The organism is Roseibium sp. AWQ4_290, from assembly GCF_056160985.1.
This window is the reverse complement of sequence record NZ_JBSWYG010000020.1, coordinates 20995-37511: the sequence shown is the minus strand read 5'-3', so window position 1 is coordinate 37511 and position 16517 is coordinate 20995. Positions and strand designations below refer to the sequence as shown.

Here is a 16517-nt window from a genome sequence, read left to right as displayed (position 1 = left end):
ATGAGCACAAACGCAGAATTGAAGGATATGCCGGGCTATCTGGAGTCCATGTCCGAGCCTGCTGATCACCAGCCTGCAGGGATCGATGCTGCAGGAAACATCGGATCGGTTCCGCGCATCACGGTGCACGGCTTCTGTCTGACCGATGCGACCATGCAGGTTGCCGAAACGGCGATGGAAGACCGCCGCATGGCCAAAGCGCATCTCAAACTCGATATGGGTGGCATTCCGGCAGCCATTGATGTCTTTGCCCAGGCACCGACACCGAATCTGATCATCGTGGAGACCAATGGCCAGCGGGAAGAGCTGCTTGGCAACCTGGATCAGCTCGCTGAATATTGCGATGCCGGAACCAAGGTGATCGTGATTGGCAACGTCAATGACGTGTCTCTTTACCGGGATCTGATCGCGCGTGGTGTCAGTGAATACCTCATTGCACCTGTCAATGTGTATCAGCTGATCGGCTCCATTGCCGAGCTCTACAGTGACCCTGAAGCCGAACCACTCGGCCGGACGACTGCTTTTTTCGGCATCAAGGGGGGCTGTGGCGCTTCAACTGTTGCCCACAATTGTGCCTGGGCCCTTGGCCGGAATTTCCAGAGCGAAGTGGTTATCACCGATCTGGATCTCCCCTTTGGGACAGCTGGACTGGATTTCAACCAGGACCCGTTGCAAGGGGTGTTTGAAGCGATTTCCTCGCCGGACCGGCTGGACGAAACCTATCTTGACCGGATCCTGTCCAAATGCAGCGAGCATTTGAGCATTCTGGCCGCTCCCGCGACCCTTGAGCGGACCTATGATCACGGCGAGAAATCTTTCGAGCTTCTGTTTGAGACCATGCGCTCGTCCGTTCCCAATGTGGTGCTTGATGTGCCCCACAGCTGGAATGCCTGGGTGAAAAACACACTGTTGAACGTGGATGAGATTGTTCTGGTTGCCGAGCCCGATCTTGCCAATCTCCGCAACGCCAAGAATGCCGTTGATATCTTGAAGCAGCTGCGGCCAAACGACCGGGCGCCGCACCTGGTCATGAACAAGGTCAACGTGCCCAAGCGCCCCGAGATCAAACCCGATGAATTTGCCGGAGCGCTTGGGCTTCAGGTGAAGGCAGTCATCCCATTCGAACCCCAGCTTTTCGGCACGGCGGCGAACAATGGACAGATGATCGGTGAGATGGACGGAAAACACGCCGTGACCGGCATGTTCGACAATCTGGCCAACGCAATTTCCGGAAAGGTGCAGCCTGCACCGACGTCACGGTCATCTCTCGGCGGACTTTTCTCGAAACTGAGACGGAAGTCCGGCTGACGGGCCCTTAGACGGAGCTGATAGATCGTTATGTTTGGAAGACGCGGTAATTCATCGTCCGGATCTCAGACCCTCCGCCCGGGAGGGGTTCCGGGAGGCCTTCAGAGCCTGCCAGAAGACCCTGAAAAGCCCGATGATGCGAAAAAAGCACAACCGGCTCCTGCGTCTGCGGAGCCTGAAAAGCCGGCTGAGGCAGCCGCTCCCGCGCCTGCGGCAAAAGCTGCTCCGGCTCCTGAACCCGAAGCCAGCCAGTCCGCGTCTTCACCGCGCAAGAAGAACAACGAGTATTACGAGACAAAGGCCCAGATCTTCAACGCGCTGGTTGAGGCCATTGACCTGTCGCAGCTGGCCCGCCTTGATGCCGAAGATGCCCGCGACGAGATCCGGGATGTCGTGAATGACATCATCGCGCTGAAAAATGTCATCATGTCGATTGCCGAGCAGGAAGACCTGCTTGAAGACATCTGCAATGACGTGCTCGGCTACGGCCCTCTGGAACCTCTCCTGGCCCGGGATGATATTGCCGATATCATGGTCAACGGCGCGCATACGGTCTATATCGAAACGTCCGGTAAAGTTGAGCAGACCGGCGTGAATTTCCGCGACAATGCACAGCTGATGAACATCTGTCAGCGCATCGTGAGCCAGGTCGGCCGCCGGGTGGATGATGCCAGCCCGATCTGTGACGCCCGTCTCCCGGATGGATCCCGTGTTAACGTCATTGCGCCGCCGCTTGCCATTGACGGTCCCGCACTCACCATTCGTAAGTTCAAGAAAGACAAGCTCACGCTCGATCAGCTTGTCAATTTCGGCTCGATCACGCCAGAAGGGGCCACCATCCTCCAGGTGATTGGACGCTCCCGTTGTAATGTTTTGATCTCCGGCGGTACGGGCTCGGGCAAGACGACATTGCTCAACTGTCTGACGGCCTATATCGAGAGCACCGAACGCATCATCACCTGCGAAGACTCCGCCGAGCTTCAGTTGCAGCAGCCCCATGTGGTGCGTCTTGAAACCCGCCCCCCGAACCTGGAAGGGGAAGGCGAGATCACCATGCGCGATCTTGTGAAAAACTGTCTGCGTATGCGTCCTGAGCGGATTATCGTGGGTGAGGTGCGTGGCCCGGAAGCCTTCGACCTTCTGCAGGCCATGAACACCGGTCACGATGGCTCGATGGGCACCTTGCACGCCAACTCTCCGCGCGAGGCCCTGTCGAGACTTGAATCCATGATCACCATGGGTGGCTTCTCGCTGCCGTCGCGGACCCTGCGCGAGATGATTGTTTCGTCCATCGACGTTGTGGTGCAGGCCGCCCGTTTGCGCGATGGCTCCCGCCGCATCACCCACGTGACCGAAGTGGTTGGCATGGAAGGCGACATCATCACCACGCAGGATGTCTTCCTCTATGACATTGTCGGGGAAGATCCGAACGGCCGCATTATCGGCCGTCACCGGTCCACCGGAATTGGCCGGCCGAAATTCTGGGAGCGCGCCCGCTACTTCGGTGATGAAGCGCGCCTGGCACAGGCCCTGGATGCGGCCGAAATGCCTGAATATGGAGCTGAATGAGCGATCAATGTCCGGACTTGAAGACTTTCTAACTCCACAGATTACCGGCATCGCAGTTGCGGTGCTGGTCATGCTTGCGGTTGGCGGGATCATTTTCAGCCTGTTCCAACCGGCCCTTTCCGGCACCAAGCGCAGTGACAAACGCATCCAGTCCGTTGCCGCGCGGCCTCAGAACGAGAAACAACGTAAAGCCATTCGGGACAATGACAGGCGCAAGAAATCGATTCAGGATCAGCTGCAAGATTTTGAGCAGCGTCAAAGGGCCAAGCACGACAAGCAGCATAAGGTCTCGCTGAAGGTCAAAATGGAACAGGCCGGGCTGACCTGGGAGATGAAGCACTTTGTGATTTTCAGCGCCGTTTGCTGTTTGGTCTTTCTTCTGATCGGCTTGATCGCAGTTGGAAACCTCTGGATCACGCTGGCCGCAGGCTTTGTCGGTGCGTTCGGGTTCCCGCGCTGGTATGTGGGGCACAAGCGCAAACGCCGCTTCAACCAGTTTCTGGATGAGTTGCCCAATGGCGTCGACATCATTGTGCGTGGCGTTAAGGCGGGTCTTCCGCTGGCGGACTGCATCAAAGTGGTGGCCCGGGAGTCCCGTGAGCCTGTTGCAACAGAGTTCCGCAAGATCACAGAAACCCAGGTGATGGGGGTTTCGCTGGCTGAAGCGGTTGCCCGGTTGCCGGACCGTGTGCCTCTCGCGGAGGCGAATTTCTTTGCAATCGTGGTCGCCATTCAGCAAAAGGCCGGTGGTGGTCTTGCTGAAGCGCTCGGAAACCTTTCCCGGGTTTTGCGCGGCCGGAAATCGCTCAAGGGGAAGATCAAGGCTCTGAGTTCAGAAGCCAAATCATCGGCGGCGATTATTGGTGCCATGCCCTTTGGTGTGGGCAGCATTATTTACCTGATTAACCCCGACTATATGATGATGCTGTTCAATACCACGTCTGGAAACATCATTATTGGCGGCTGCCTGTTCTGGATGTTTATCGGCATCATGGTCATGCGCCACATGATCAATTTTGATTTTTAGGAGCCCGCATGGATCTCGAGACTCTCGCCTCCAGCCAAACTCTGGCAGCGGTTCTGGCCATGGTTGCGGTGACCGGCACAATCTTCACGCTGGTGACGCCCCTTCTGTCCCGTGACACCTTGAAATCGCGCATGAAAAGCGTAGCCCTGGAACGCGACAAGCTCCGGGCCAAGGAACGGGCGCGGCTGCAGGAAGGCCAGCAAGATGCAAGGATGGCGCTTCGGAACCAGCCCAAGGCCCAGATGAAGAGCCTTGTCGACCGGCTTAATTTGAGGGAAATGCTGTCGGATGAAAGCACGATTGAGAAGCTCAAAATGGCTGGATATCGTGGTTCGGCACCTCTCTACTACTACCTGACAGCCCGGATTGCCTTGCCGCTTGTGCTGTTTTTGATCTCCTTGTTCTATGCCTTTGTCATTCTGCCGGCCGACACCCTGCCGGTCGTCACCCGGATCTGTATCTGTCTGCTGATTTCCGGCGTGGGTGTCTTTGCCCCGAACCTGGTCCTGAAAAACAAGATCGACAAACGGAAGCTCAAGATTCAAAGGGCTTGGCCGGATGCACTCGATCTGATGCTGATCTGTGTGGAATCGGGCATGTCGATCGAGGGCGCGTTTCAGAAGGTTGCCGAAGAGGTCGGGGTACAGTCCGTTGAATTGGCGGAAGAACTGTCCTTGACCACAGCAGAACTATCCTATCTCAGCGAACGCCGGACGGCTTTTGAAAACCTTGCCAAACGCACCGGTGTGGACGGCGTGAAAAACGTCATGATGGCTCTTGTACAGGCAGAGCGTTACGGGACACCGGTTGGGACCGCAATCCGGACCATGGCCGATGACACCCGCGAACAGCGCATGCTGTTTGCCGAGCAGAAAGCGGCCTCCCTGCCGCCGAAACTGACCGTTCCGATGATCATATTCTTTCTGCCGGTGCTGTTCTTCATTATCATGAGCCCGGCGGTCATGCAGGTCATGGATATTGCCGGGGGCTGAGCGGCGCTCCAGACCGCTTTGCTGAAAACGCCAGCCGGTCTTTTAGAGCAACTCGCGTTGAAACGGCTTCAGACTTTACTGACTCTCGGCTGCGCCTCGCACGCGAAAAGAGAGAACATACCAAACCGGGCCCCCGCCAATGCGGGCCCGGTTTTTTGATCGGCGGCGGCCGGCGGCATGCCTCTTTTGCAAGGGGCGGCGCCAAAAGAGCCTGCGGGTCTCTTTGAGTGTTACAAATCGCGACGCAGTTCACTTCCGTCTTTGCAAAGCAACGCCAGGATCAGCATGGATGGAAAAGCCCCTTGGCTTTCGAAGCAAGGGCTGCGAAGAAGAGAACGAGGAGTGAGATCAAAACGTGACAGGTCCAAACCGGCTTGGTCATGAATTCTTAAGCGGGTGGAAAGCTTACGGAAGAAGAGCTCGGCGAATGAATCAAGCGGCTTGATGCGCTGCTGGATCAGACGTCCCGAACGCTGGTGAACCTGCACGGAGAGGCGGTGGAGGGATGAAACAGACTGGGGCCGTAGTTTTTAAAGCCGCTAGTTGTCTTCATATTGGCAGATACGTTGGTTGATATTATGTAACTCAATTTTTATGCCGGAGATTTCTGCGTGGAGCGAACGAGCATGCTGCGTAAGGATATCCCTGAGAGTTTTTAAACCAATACATTCAGTTCTAAACTCTTTGCTTTTCATCTGCCCTGCGGATGCAAAGAGGCTTTCTGCGGTTCTAAGCGCGAGCTTTACGGTGGCAGAGTGTTCATTGCGGACCAGCGAAACGCTCTCCTTAAGCCGAGCGATTACTGCTTCAGAAGTGATATCTCTACAGAAGTCTCTAAGGCTGTTTTGCGAGTTGCTGTTGTTTGCCAGTTCAGCGCGCGCTGCAAGATAATCAAAAGACTTGATTGCTTTGGAAGTGCCTTGACATTGCTGAGTTGCATGGAGCAATTTTTTTTCCAGCACATCAGCTCGATGCTGCAGTGCTTGCAGTGTCATTTGATTTCTCAAGCCGTTATAGGCCCATACTGCAGCAGTCAAAGCGCCAATCGCAGCAGCCCATCCACTAAGCGCCCCAACCCAGCCATAGCGACACGCATTGAGCAGAGCAATGTCACTGATCTGCCCACACGCGCTGTCCAGCATCATCCAGGCAACAATCACAAATATTGGTATGGCGGCCCCTAGAGAGAGCCAAATCGCGCTTTTCTTCATGGTCTTGCTGATACCACTCTCTGGTTGAGTCGTGGAGTCGCTGTGTGAACCGGTTACCCTATTGCAAAGCCTGTCCGCGTCGCTTCACCGAAGGCACCATCGGTATGGAGTTCAAGGTCAAGTGCATCTACCGGGTGTTATTGGACTTGATCTACATGCAGGGCGGCAACCTGTCGGATGATGCGAGATACATTTCCGGATTTCTCGGCTGCTCAATTCGCAAGTGGAAGAGCATTTGTGAGAAGCAGATTGCGGCAGAAAAAACGTCGTTTCAGGTGACTGTCTGACGAATTATCGTGCGCTGAAACAGCCCGAAACCCTGTCGATACTTCAAGATAAACACCGCGAAAATGGGTCTCGATCAGAGAAAAACGATAGTGTCAATGAAAGTGGTGTCACTTTGCCCTCCGACTGTGGCCGGCCTTCCGGTTGCAGGGCGGCATTCAACACTGGATCCATTTTGGCCTCTTCGCAGACAGCGGCGACGGTTTCCGGTGCGTGTCGCGCCCAAATGGTTGCAAACCGTTTGTCTTTTGCATTGCAATCTTTGATTTCAGGCAGCGAAAGGCAAATCCGGTCAATCGCGACAGGCTGATCAATTCGCGATAGGCTATAGTGTCATTGTAGCGGCCTGTGACAGCCCGGGCGTCGGTCTGCTCTAGCTCCGGGCGCGTTTTTGCATCATGTGGCGCAGGTAAGCGATGTTGGCTTCGGCCTGGCGCGGGTCCAGCTCAGCCTGGGCCACCTGAATGGCTTCGTCAAATTTACCCTGCACCCCAAGAACCAGGGCGAGGTTCTGACGTACGCGGCTGTCCGCTCCGGGCAGGCTGGCGGCACGGCGCAGCGTGTATTCGGCATCCGGCAGTTCGTTGGACAGCAGATAGGAAAGGCCCAGATTGTTGAGCAGGCTCGGATCGTCCGGAGCGATCTTGAGAGCCTGCTTGTAGAGGCTGCGGGCCTTCTGTTGATTGCCCGTCTGGTCATAGATGGCCGCTTCGGCCGACATCAGTTTCCAGTCCGGCATATCCGGGCGCTGGGCGCCCTGAATAACATTGAGTGCTTCTTCAAAGCGTCCATTCATGGCCAGGATCTTGCCATAGGCCGAGGCGATTTCGCGGTCGTTTTGATGGGCAATTACACCGGCGCGCAGCACCGCCATGGCCTGCTGGATCTGGCCATTCTGGCTGAGCGCATTGGCATAGCCAAGAAGGGAGGTGCGGTTCTGGCGGTCCTTTTCATAGCGCTTGGCCCACTTGGCCACTTCGGCGCGGGCCTGGCTGGAGCCGGGCGCTACGGAGTGGACACCGGAAGTGGGGGAATGCGTTCCCGTATTGGCCTTGTTCGACGCACAGCCAGCGGTCATCAGCGCGAGCACACTCACGGCTATTAGAACGGAGACACGTGTCTTGGTTTGGCGTGGCGCGGAGCCGGTCCTGGGCGCTTGCATTGTCAACTTCCTTGTTGCCCGCACTTTTCGGGTTCCCTTAGAGAAATAGATAATTAACCCTAATGCTTGGTTAAGTTCCGTCGCGATTTGCAAGATTGATCAGAGCATTGGCTGGAATATTGCGTCTTCGGGCTAGGGGGCTTACCTGTTGATCTGACCGAACCAGATCAGCCCAGCCAACGGAGCCTCAACAGTGCGCAACATCCTTCTCCGCAACACCGGCCTGCCGGATGCCACCTCCATCATCGCGGTGCGCGAGGCCACCCTTGAAACGGTTCTTGCCGGTTTGGGCACGGCAGCGCGCAGCTGGTGTGAGGCCTACGGGTATTCGGCAAAACCCTCGTCCCATCTTCTGGTGCCAAACGGAAAAGACAATGGGGCCGTAGTCCTTTTCGGTGTAGAAGAGACCGGCCTCGCGCATCCGTTTGCGCTTGGCGCCTGCGTCAGCAGCCTTCCGGAAGGCGACTATGTGCTGGCAGATGGCTTTCCCGATCCCGAACAGGCCGCGCTCGGGTTTGCTCTTTCATCCTACCGGTTCGAGCGCTATCTGGCGCAATCCGGCAAGGCCAGGCGGCTCGGAGTGGGCGAAGAGGTGGACCTTGAACGGATCGGCACGATCCTGGATGGGGTAAAACTGGCTCGCGACCTGATCAACACACCGGCAAATGATCTTGGGCCGGAAGAGCTTGCCGCCGCCGTTGAGGCGCTGTTCCAGGCACACGGCGGCACCGGGCGCATTGTTGTGGGGGAGGATCTCCTCACGGAGAATTTCCCCATGGTGCATGCGGTTGGCCGGGCCAGCTCCCGGGCCCCGCGTCTGGCCGATTTCTGCTGGGGGGATGCGGGGCATCCCAAAGTCACACTGGTGGGCAAAGGCGTCATTTTCGATACGGGCGGCCTCAACCTGAAGCCGGGCGGCTCCATGTCCCTCATGAAGAAGGACATGGGTGGGGCGGCAAATGTGCTTGGCCTTGCCAGCATGATCATGGCGGCAAACCTTCCTGTCCGGTTGCGGGTGATCATTCCCTGCGTTGAAAATTCGGTGGCCGGCAGTGCCTTCCGTCCCGGTGACATTCTGCCAAGCCGCAAGGGATTGACTGTTGAAATCGGCAATACGGATGCGGAAGGCCGCCTGATCCTGGGAGATGCCCTGGCGCTGGCGGATGAAGAGGCACCGGACCTTCTGGTGGATATGGCCACCCTGACCGGTGCCGCCCGGGTCGCGCTCGGGCCGGATCTTCCGCCCTTCTACACCGATGACGAGGTCCTCGCCGAAGACATTGCCGTCATGGCGGAAGCGTCCGCCGATCCGCTGTGGCGGATGCCGCTCTGGCAACCTTACATGAAGTATCTCGACAGCAAGGTGGCAGACATCAACCACATCAACACGTCCGGCACCGGCTTTGCCGGCTCCATCACGGCGGCGCTGTTCCTGTCCCGTTTTGTCGAAAAGACAGACAGCTGGGTGCATTTCGATATTTACGGCTGGACGCCGTCTGACCGGCCCGGAAAACCGGCGGGCGGAGAGGCTCAGGGCATCCGCTGCCTGTTCGATATGATCTCGGAACGCTATTTGAACGTAAGATAACGGGTCCGAAACGTTTTTGTGTTTCGATGGCCGGGAATGAAACCGAGAAACCGGCAACACCATGGCTGTCGACATACGCGCCTCTCAGGCGCTGAAATTGCTGCATGAAGTTAATCTGGCGCTGGTTCGCGACAGCGAACAGGATTTGTCCGCGCGCCAGATAACGATCCTGCTGACTGTCTATCTGGAGCCACCGCCTCATACTGTGCGCGGGCTTGCGGCCAAGCTCAATGTGACCAAACCGGCCATCACCCGGGCGCTGGACACGCTGGGCGGCATGCGGCTGTTATCACGCAAGCGGGATGAGGCCGACAAACGCAACGTGATTATTACCCGAACCGTCGCCGGCGCACTTTATCTGGAGCAATTGGGCGACCTCGTGGTAGACAAGGCCAAAGATCTGCCGCGCTAAGGAATAACCTTTTGAACGCAGGGCCTCATGCCACCCTCATCAGATAGATTGCTATCGGGTAAGAGTGGTCTCAGCCTTTCACCCCGTGACCCGGTGCCCTCCCATGAGCCAGCCTTTTGACCGACGTTTGCATCCGGTCCGTCCGGACCTTGCCGCCCGTGACTATGAGGGCAGGGTGGAGGCGTCCCGCTTTGCCGATGGTGAAGTGTTTCAGGTCACTGCCGATCATCTGGACATCCGGCCGGAGCCCCGGCCGGACCGGTCCATCGACAGCCAGGCTTTGCGCGGGGAATGGGTCACGGTCTATGAACAGACTGCGGAAGGCTGGGCCTGGGGGCAACTCGACACCGATGGCTATGTCGGCTGGTTTTCGTCCGACGGGCTCGGCCCGGTCAACCCGGCCTCCCACCGGGTCCGGGCGCTGCGGACCTTTTGTTATCCTGGGCCGGACCTGAAATTTCCGCCACTTGGCTGCCTGTCCATCGGCGCGCAGGTGCACGTTACCGGCACGACTGAAACCCGCGGCCTGACCTATGCCCTGCTGAGCGACGGCACGGCCGTTGCCGCCAAACATCTGGTGCCGCTGGAGACATATGCAGGCGACTGGGTGGCGGTGGCGGAGGAATTTACCGGCACCCCCTATCTGTGGGGCGGGCGCACCAGCACGGGGCTTGATTGCTCTGCGCTTGTCCAGCTGGCTGCCCAAGCGGGAGGGTATGACATCCCCCGCGACAGCGATATGCAGGAAGCGGCTGCAGGCGCGGAAATTCCGCATGAGGATCCGAGCACTTTCCTGCGCGGGGATCTGGTGTTCTGGAAAGGGCATGTGGGCATTGTCACCGGTCCGAACCGGCTGCTTCATGCCAATGGTTTCACCATGACCGTCGCTTCCGAGCCCCTCGACCGGGCGATTGAGCGTATTGCGGCCAGGGAATGGGGCCAGATCACCAGCGCCCGCCATCTGCCGACACAGGACCATTCGGCACGCCGTTAGTGCGTGTCGCGTTCAAATGCGGTCAAACCGTTTGTCTTTTGCGTTGAAATCTCTGATGTCAGGCCGCGAAATGCAGATCCGGCGGAGCGCGGCACTCTATTGGGCCAGCCGGCAGCTGCCCGGCGGCGTGGTGGATCTGTTCAGGCTTTTTGCGACAATGACAGCTCAGGCTCCGGATCGGACACCTCCTGCCGGGCTGGCTCTGCCTCTCCCAGTTCAAGGTCTTCGATCTTGCGGCTGCGCTTGGTGATCTTGTCCGTTGAAATAAGGATCTGGTCGATATCCTTGTTCGCCTGGGCAAAATGGGATTGCAACTTGCCGACCCGTTCATTCAGCCGTCCGACATCGGTGATCAGATGGCCGACCTCCGCCTGGATCAGGTGTGCCTGTTCCCGCATCTTGGCATCGCGCAGAACCGACTGAATCACCTGGATAGACAGCATCAACAGGGACGGGGAGACGATCACGACCCGGGCCCGGTGCGCGCGTTGCACCAGATCCTCGAACCGCTCATTCACCTCGGCAAAAATGCTTTCTGACGGCACAAACAGGAATGCCGTGTCCTGGGTTTCTCCGGGCAGCAGATACTTTTCGCTGATATCCTGTATGTGTTTGGTGAAATCCTTACGGAACTGGGCCTGCGCCACCCTCAGCTGATCGTCGGTCTCCGCCTCGCGCAGCAGGTTGAACGCTTCCAGCGGAAATTTCGCGTCAACGGCAAGCGGGGGCGCACCGTTCGGCATATGGATCAGACAGTCCGGACGGCTATTGTTAGACAGAAGGCTCTGGAAGGAATAGGTGCTCGGTGCCATCTGGTCCTGAATGATCGCTTCCATCCGCCCCTGGCCAAAAGCGCCGCGCGTCTGTTTGTTGGCGAGAATGGCCTGAAGCTGGCCCACCTGACCGGAAAGGTCCGTGATGGTACGCTGCGCCCGGTCGATCACTGCAAGGCGTTCATGCAGGTGGCGGAGCCCGTCCTGGGTTTTCTTGGTGGTGTCGGCCATGGACAGGCCCAGCTTGTGGCCCATGCCGTCCAGGCGCTCATTGACCGCGCGCATCATGTCCGACTGGCGGGTGCCGAACACCTCCGCCATGGTCTGCATGCGGCCGGTCATTTCCCCTTGCGATTTCAGCAATTGGGACAGGTGGCTTTCCAGCTCGTGGATGCGCTCTGCCGCCGCGCTGTCGTCTTCCGCGCGCAGGCGGATCTGGCGCATGGTGCGCAAGACAAGCCAGACAATCAGCACCAGCAGACAGAAACCACCGGCAAGGGCTGCTTCCAGCCCTGTCACCGGACGGCCATTCAACTCAAACAGGATCTCGTTCATGAAACAAACATAGAACGATTCGGCTGATGCTCCTATCCGCCCTACCGGTCAGAACCGTTGAAAACGCTTGGGCCAGGCCTTTGGAGAGGCGTGAATTGCGCGTTGACCGGCGCGGCGCGATTGCCTATGTCAGGCGCATGACAAAACGCCCCATTATCACCATTCCCGACCCGGTGCTGCGCGAGGTCTGCGCGCCGGTGGAAACCGTCACTGACGACGTCCGCACTCTGGCCGACGACATGCTGGAAACCATGTATGCGGCGCCGGGCATCGGTCTGGCTGCAAGCCAGATCGGCATTTTGCAGCGTCTGTTCGTGCTGGATGTGGCCAAGGAAGATGCGCCCAAGGAGCCCATGGTCTTCATCAATCCGGAAATCGTCTGGTCAAGTGAAGATCTGTCCGTGTATCAGGAAGGCTGCCTGTCCATTCCAGATTACTATGAGGATGTGGAACGGCCTGCGGAAGTGACGGTGCAGTTTCTTGACCGGGAGGGCGCCGAACGGGAAATCAAGGCGGACGGCTTGCTGGCCACCTGTATCCAGCACGAGCTTGACCACCTGAACGGGAAATTGTTCATTGACTATCTGTCGAAGCTGAAACGCGACAGGGTGGTCAAGAAATTCAGCAAACAGGCCAGACTGGCCGGCAAGGTCTGACCACCGCCGACTGGGTGCAGCTGGCTGAAGGCGGCCAAAAGGCGGCCAAAAGGCGGCCAAAAGGGGAAGGGCGGCAGTCATGGATCAGGCCTTGTTCCTGAAAACCTTCGCGGCGCTGTTCGCGATCATGAGCCCTATTGCCAATTTGCCTGTATTCCTGGCCCTGACCTCTGACCGGGGCCCGGCTTTTGAGCGCAAGGTTGCCTTCACGCTCCTGATCAGCCTCACCATCGGCTCAGTGGTGATCGGCCTGACCGGTGATATTATCCTGAAGATCTTCGGCATCAGCCTGGATGCCTTCCGCCTCGCGGGCGGATTTCTGATCCTTCTGATTGCCCTGGATCTCATCCGGGGGCAGAAGACGGAAACCCATCATGGCTCGGAAACCGAAAAGGAGCATATGCAGGCGCAGGACAATCCGGCGATTTATCCGCTCACCGTTCCGGTGCTGCTCGGCCCAGGGTCCATTTCCACGATGATCATCTTCCGGGGGCAAGTGAGTTCCTTTGAGCAGGAAGTGGCCTATGTTGCAGCTGTGGCCGCAGCCATTGCGGTTCTGGTCGCGACATTTTTTGCAGCCCCCTTCCTGTCGCGGTTCCTGGGGCAAACCGCCAACAGCGTCATGAGCCGCCTGATGGGCATGATCCTGGCCGCCATCGCCATGGAGATGATGACCGGCAGTCTCAAGGTGCTGTTGCCCGGTCTCGCCTGAGGGATTTTCAGACCGCCAATTCTTCGGACATCACGATCTTTTTGGATGTGCGCAGCCGTTTGCAGATATCAAAAAGCCGTCATCGCCTGCCCTTCGGCAAAGAAGGGATCAAACCGGTTCTTATTCGCATGAAACTCGGTTAAATTGAGCAAAACTCAATAAAGATCCGGTTCTTCATGGCTTCCCTGCGCGCGCTTCATGCTTTTTCTCTCCTCGCCCGTCACGGCCGGGCAGCTCTCGCGGCTGAAAAGCTGGGCGTGTCTCCGTCCGCGCTGTCCCATCTCATGCGCAAACTGGAAAGCGAATTGGGCGCAACGCTGGTCAACCGGGACGGGCGCGGCCTGACCCTGACCGACGAGGGCCAGCGGCTGGCTCTTAGCCTGGGCGACGCCTTTGACCGGATTGACGAGGCGGTTGACAGTTTCCGGCGGCGGGGCCGTACGGAACTCAGGATCAGCACGGTCACCACTTTTGCCACCCGCTGGCTGATCCCGCGTCTGCCCGACTTTCAGGCGCACCAGCCGGATGTGGAGCTGTTGTTGTCCACCTCCACAAGGGTGATCGATCTGGACCGGGAAAATTATGATTGTGCCATCCGGCTGGGCACCGGCAACTGGCCCGGGATCGAAGCCCATCTGCTCTGGAGGGAACATCTGGCGGTTGCCATGGCGCCCGGTCTGCTTCAGGGCGCCAAGCCTCCGGATCCGGAGGTTCTGGAAACGCTGCCGTTGCTGCACAGCGCCGCCCGGCGGGCCGACTGGATGCAGTGGCTGGAGGCGTCCGGCCTCAGTCATCCGGACATTAATTCCGGCACGGTTCTGCAAAGCCGGGACCTGGCCATCCAGGCGGCGATTGCAGGCATGGGTGCGATCGCCATCGACAGGCGCTTCATTTCTCAGGAGCTGGAAGCGGGCCATCTTGTTGCCCCGGACTGGCCGGTGCTGGAACTGGATACCGGCTACTGGTTCGTCCGCTCTCCGGCCCGCACCCTTGCCCGGCCCGTCGCCGCCTTCCGCGACTGGCTGGAAGGCACCGCCGGGCAGCCCTAGTGCGGTGGACTTGAAATACGCCTGATTTATGCAGCGCGCCGTGGCGTATTTCCGCTACGAAAACCACACTATGAACATAGGCTTGCTAGTGATCCTCATGAAGCTGAACTCGGCCGGAACATGCTGGAAAGTGAGACGAACTTCAGATCGGGGTGACTAGTGTGACAGAATGACCCCGATCACCGCTGCAATGATCAGCAGGCAGCCTGCGATCTCAGACCGTGTGATCACTTCCTTGAACACCAGCCAGGAGGCCAGGAAGGTGAAAACCAGTTCGATCTGGGCCAGGGCCCGGACATAGGCAACATTTTGCAAGGTCATGGCGGTGAACCAGCCAGCGGACCCGGCCACACCAGAGGCGCCGACCCAGACAGCAGCCCGCCACGCTTTGAGGCTGGCACGCAACTCTCCGGGCTCGCGCCACAGCATGTAGAGCGTCATGATCAAGGTCTGAAACAGGGTGGCATAGACCAGGGCAGTGGCCGCCTGCATGGGCACCGGCGTGCCTTGCAACGACAGCGACGCGGTTCTGTAGGCTACTGCAGACGCGCCAAAGAGGGCGGCGGACGCAAGACCGATCAGGGCCGGGCGCCCGAAGAGAGACGCGCGCACGCCAGCAAAGGTCAGGGGCACCCGGGCGAGTGAAATGACAACCACCCCGGAAATGCCCACCATGATGCAGATAGCGGCGCCCCAGGTGACATGTTCTCCCAGCACCACCAGCCCGAACAGGGCCGCCTGGATGGGTTCCGTCTTGGAATAGGCCGTGCCGACCGCAAAGTTACGGAAGGAAAACAGATAGATGAGCAGAAAGGTGGCCATGATCTGCGCCAGCCCGCCGAGCGCACCTGCGATCATCAGGGTCGGGGTCAGGTCCGGAACAGGGGCCTTGAAAACAAGGTGCAGAACGGCCGCATAGGCGAGCGCAAACGGCACACCGTAGCCGAAGCGGACAAAGGTGGCCCCGGTCGTGCCGAGCCTGCCCTTCAGATGCTTTTGCATTGCCGTGCGCAGGTTCTGGCAAAAGGCCGCAAAAATCGTGATCGGGATCCACAGTTCCACGGGGGCACCTTTGAGTTCAGTTGATTTCCACTCATCTTAGGTCAGGCTAGGCCGACAAAAACTAACTGAAACTGCAAGGGTTCGGTTATTTTTGCTCAACCGGGCGGCCGCCCGGGCCGGAACCGGGCAAGGGCGCACAGGCCGGAAGGGCCGGGAGGGGCGGCGGCTGGCCAGCAGGCGGGCAAGGAGCCGGGGCGCAAGGGGCCGGACGGGGCGCGCAGGGCGCTTGACATGGCAAGGTGCGGCGGCTTAGGTCCGCGCACGATTTGTTCCTGTCTGGAGACCTTCGAGCCATGCCTCAAGATTTTGCCGCCTTGTCTGCGATCATCGACGCCGCCTTTGAAGACCGCGCGTCCATCGACACCTCGACCACCGGCGAGGTCCGTGATGCGGTGGAAGCCACGCTGAACAGCATGGACCGTGGCGAATTGCGTGTTGCGGAGAAAAAGGACGGGGACTGGCTCGTGAACCAGTGGGCCAAAAAAGCGGTTCTGCTGTCCTTCCGCCTCAACGCCATGGAAGTCATCAAAGGTGGCCCTGGCGCTGCCGTGTGGTGGGACAAGGTGCCGTCCAAATTCGACAGTTGGGGCGGGACGGATTTTGAAAAGGCCGGGTTCCGGGCCGTGCCGAACTGCACCGTGCGCCGCTCCGCTTTTATCGGCAAGGGCGTTGTCCTGATGCCGTCTTTCGTCAATCTCGGCGCCTATGTGGATGAGGGCTCCATGGTCGATACCTGGGCGACCGTCGGCTCCTGCGCTCAGATCGGCAAGAATGTGCACCTGTCCGGGGGCGTTGGCATCGGCGGGGTTCTGGAACCGCTTCAGGCCGGTCCTGTCATCATCGAGGACAATTGTTTCATCGGTGCCCGCTCCGAAGTGGTGGAAGGCTGCATCGTGCGCGAAGGGTCCGTGCTGGGCATGGGCGTTTATATCGGCCAGTCGACCCGGATCGTGAACCGGATGACCGGCGAAATCACCTATGGCGAAATTCCGCCCTATTCGGTGGTCGTGGCCGGGTCCATGCCGACTTCCAGCACCATGGGCAACGGCGAGGCGGCCCCGAACCTTTATTGCGCGGTGATCGTGAAGACCGTTGACGAAAAGACCCGGTCCAAGACCGGTATCAACGAGCTTCTGCGCGACTGAGCGGGCGGATCGTCTCT

General features: G+C 58.7%; 16 protein-coding genes. 12 read left to right on the top strand and 4 right to left on the bottom strand.

What is annotated here, in order from left to right; all coding sequences use genetic code 11:
• From ACXAH0_RS19305 to ACXAH0_RS19290, 4 genes are read left to right on the top strand one after another with little or no spacing between them, the layout of a single operon-like run.
• A complete protein-coding gene (locus ACXAH0_RS19305) occupies nt 1-1308 on the top strand; it encodes a CpaE/TadZ family protein (RefSeq protein ID WP_475185300.1) in 1308 nt (435 codons plus the stop codon).
• A 30-nt stretch (nt 1309-1338) separates the two neighbouring features.
• Entirely contained in the window at nt 1339-2877 is a 1539-nt protein-coding gene (locus tag ACXAH0_RS19300; RefSeq protein ID WP_475194250.1) for a CpaF family protein, read from the top strand.
• A complete protein-coding gene (locus ACXAH0_RS19295) occupies nt 2816-3904 on the top strand; it encodes a type II secretion system F family protein (RefSeq protein ID WP_475194404.1) in 1089 nt (362 codons plus the stop codon). Before ACXAH0_RS19300 ends, ACXAH0_RS19295 begins: the two co-directional genes overlap by 62 nt.
• 8 nt (nt 3905-3912) lie before the next feature.
• Nucleotides 3913-4896, top strand: a complete 984-nt coding sequence (locus tag ACXAH0_RS19290; RefSeq protein WP_475185313.1) for a type II secretion system F family protein — start codon at nt 3913-3915, stop codon at nt 4894-4896.
• 539 nt (nt 4897-5435) lie between these two features.
• Here the strand turns inward: ACXAH0_RS19290 and ACXAH0_RS19285 are convergent.
• Nucleotides 5436-6107, bottom strand: coding sequence for a hypothetical protein (locus tag ACXAH0_RS19285; RefSeq protein ID WP_475194246.1), 672 nt, complete (start codon nt 6105-6107; stop codon nt 5436-5438).
• A 44-nt stretch (nt 6108-6151) separates the two neighbouring features.
• Here ACXAH0_RS19285 and ACXAH0_RS19280 point away from each other — a divergent pair, with 44 nt between their 5' ends.
• Complete coding sequence (locus ACXAH0_RS19280) at nt 6152-6394, top strand: DUF1376 domain-containing protein (protein ID WP_475194244.1); 243 nt, start codon at nt 6152-6154, stop codon at nt 6392-6394.
• A 371-nt stretch (nt 6395-6765) separates the two neighbouring features.
• On the opposite strand, the gene ACXAH0_RS19275 is transcribed toward ACXAH0_RS19280, so the two are convergent.
• Entirely contained in the window at nt 6766-7554 is a 789-nt protein-coding gene (locus ACXAH0_RS19275; RefSeq protein WP_475185317.1) for a tetratricopeptide repeat protein, read from the bottom strand.
• A 193-nt stretch (nt 7555-7747) separates the two neighbouring features.
• Between ACXAH0_RS19275 and ACXAH0_RS19270 the strand changes: the two genes are divergently transcribed.
• The 3 genes from ACXAH0_RS19270 (at nt 7748) to ACXAH0_RS19260 (ending at nt 10548) form a co-directional block, all read left to right on the top strand.
• Nucleotides 7748-9142 carry a leucyl aminopeptidase family protein gene (locus tag ACXAH0_RS19270; protein ID WP_475194241.1) on the top strand — a complete coding sequence of 465 codons (1395 nt, stop codon included), beginning with the start codon at nt 7748-7750 and terminating at the stop codon, nt 9140-9142.
• 61 nt (nt 9143-9203) lie between these two features.
• Nucleotides 9204-9554 (top strand): MarR family transcriptional regulator, encoded by a 351-nt coding sequence (locus ACXAH0_RS19265; RefSeq protein WP_475185322.1) that lies wholly within the window; start codon nt 9204-9206, stop codon nt 9552-9554.
• Nucleotides 9555-9657: 103 nt separating this feature from the next.
• Nucleotides 9658-10548, top strand: coding sequence for a C40 family peptidase (locus ACXAH0_RS19260; RefSeq protein ID WP_475194239.1), 891 nt, complete (start codon nt 9658-9660; stop codon nt 10546-10548).
• A 140-nt stretch (nt 10549-10688) separates the two neighbouring features.
• On the opposite strand, the gene ACXAH0_RS19255 is transcribed toward ACXAH0_RS19260, so the two are convergent.
• On the bottom strand, nt 10689-11876 hold the full coding sequence (locus ACXAH0_RS19255; RefSeq protein ID WP_475185328.1) for a DNA recombination protein RmuC: 1188 nt from the start codon (nt 11874-11876) through the stop codon (nt 10689-10691).
• 137 nt (nt 11877-12013) lie between these two features.
• Here ACXAH0_RS19255 and def point away from each other — a divergent pair, with 137 nt between their 5' ends.
• The 3 genes from def (at nt 12014) to ACXAH0_RS19240 (ending at nt 14293) form a co-directional block, all read left to right on the top strand.
• On the top strand, nt 12014-12532 hold the full coding sequence (def, locus tag ACXAH0_RS19250; RefSeq protein ID WP_475194399.1) for a peptide deformylase: 519 nt from the start codon (nt 12014-12016) through the stop codon (nt 12530-12532).
• 79 nt (nt 12533-12611) lie between these two features.
• Nucleotides 12612-13244, top strand: a complete 633-nt coding sequence (locus ACXAH0_RS19245; RefSeq protein ID WP_475185333.1) for a MarC family protein — start codon at nt 12612-12614, stop codon at nt 13242-13244.
• A 176-nt stretch (nt 13245-13420) separates the two neighbouring features.
• A complete protein-coding gene (locus ACXAH0_RS19240) occupies nt 13421-14293 on the top strand; it encodes a LysR substrate-binding domain-containing protein (protein WP_475194237.1) in 873 nt (290 codons plus the stop codon).
• 156 nt (nt 14294-14449) lie between these two features.
• Here the strand turns inward: ACXAH0_RS19240 and ACXAH0_RS19235 are convergent, their stop codons facing one another.
• Nucleotides 14450-15355 carry a DMT family transporter gene (locus ACXAH0_RS19235; RefSeq protein WP_475194236.1) on the bottom strand — a complete coding sequence of 302 codons (906 nt, stop codon included), beginning with the start codon at nt 15353-15355 and terminating at the stop codon, nt 14450-14452.
• A gap of 293 nt (nt 15356-15648) precedes the next feature.
• Between ACXAH0_RS19235 and dapD the strand changes: the two genes are divergently transcribed.
• Nucleotides 15649-16500, top strand: coding sequence for a 2,3,4,5-tetrahydropyridine-2,6-dicarboxylate N-succinyltransferase (gene dapD / locus ACXAH0_RS19230; RefSeq protein ID WP_475194233.1), 852 nt, complete (start codon nt 15649-15651; stop codon nt 16498-16500).
• Nucleotides 16501-16517: the final 17 nt, after the last annotated feature.

Bases quoted from the DNA above. Each gene is read 5' to 3' on its own strand.
- ACXAH0_RS19305 (WP_475185300.1), top strand. From the start codon at position 1: ATGAGCACAAACGCAGAATTGAAGGATATGCCGGGCTATCTGGAGTCC.
- ACXAH0_RS19300 (WP_475194250.1), top strand. From the start codon at position 1,339: ATGTTTGGAAGACGCGGTAATTCATCGTCCGGATCTCAGACCCTCCGC.
- ACXAH0_RS19295 (WP_475194404.1), top strand. From the start codon at position 2,816: ATGAAGCGCGCCTGGCACAGGCCCTGGATGCGGCCGAAATGCCTGAAT.
- ACXAH0_RS19290 (WP_475185313.1), top strand. From the start codon at position 3,913: ATGGATCTCGAGACTCTCGCCTCCAGCCAAACTCTGGCAGCGGTTCTG.
- ACXAH0_RS19285 (WP_475194246.1), bottom strand. From the start codon at position 6,107: ATGAAGAAAAGCGCGATTTGGCTCTCTCTAGGGGCCGCCATACCAATA.
- ACXAH0_RS19275 (WP_475185317.1), bottom strand. From the start codon at position 7,554: ATGCAAGCGCCCAGGACCGGCTCCGCGCCACGCCAAACCAAGACACGT.
- ACXAH0_RS19265 (WP_475185322.1), top strand. From the start codon at position 9,204: ATGGCTGTCGACATACGCGCCTCTCAGGCGCTGAAATTGCTGCATGAA.
- ACXAH0_RS19260 (WP_475194239.1), top strand. From the start codon at position 9,658: ATGAGCCAGCCTTTTGACCGACGTTTGCATCCGGTCCGTCCGGACCTT.
- ACXAH0_RS19255 (WP_475185328.1), bottom strand. From the start codon at position 11,876: ATGAACGAGATCCTGTTTGAGTTGAATGGCCGTCCGGTGACAGGGCTG.
- def (WP_475194399.1), top strand. From the start codon at position 12,014: ATGACAAAACGCCCCATTATCACCATTCCCGACCCGGTGCTGCGCGAG.
- ACXAH0_RS19245 (WP_475185333.1), top strand. From the start codon at position 12,612: ATGGATCAGGCCTTGTTCCTGAAAACCTTCGCGGCGCTGTTCGCGATC.
- ACXAH0_RS19240 (WP_475194237.1), top strand. From the start codon at position 13,421: ATGGCTTCCCTGCGCGCGCTTCATGCTTTTTCTCTCCTCGCCCGTCAC.
- dapD (WP_475194233.1), top strand. From the start codon at position 15,649: ATGCCTCAAGATTTTGCCGCCTTGTCTGCGATCATCGACGCCGCCTTT.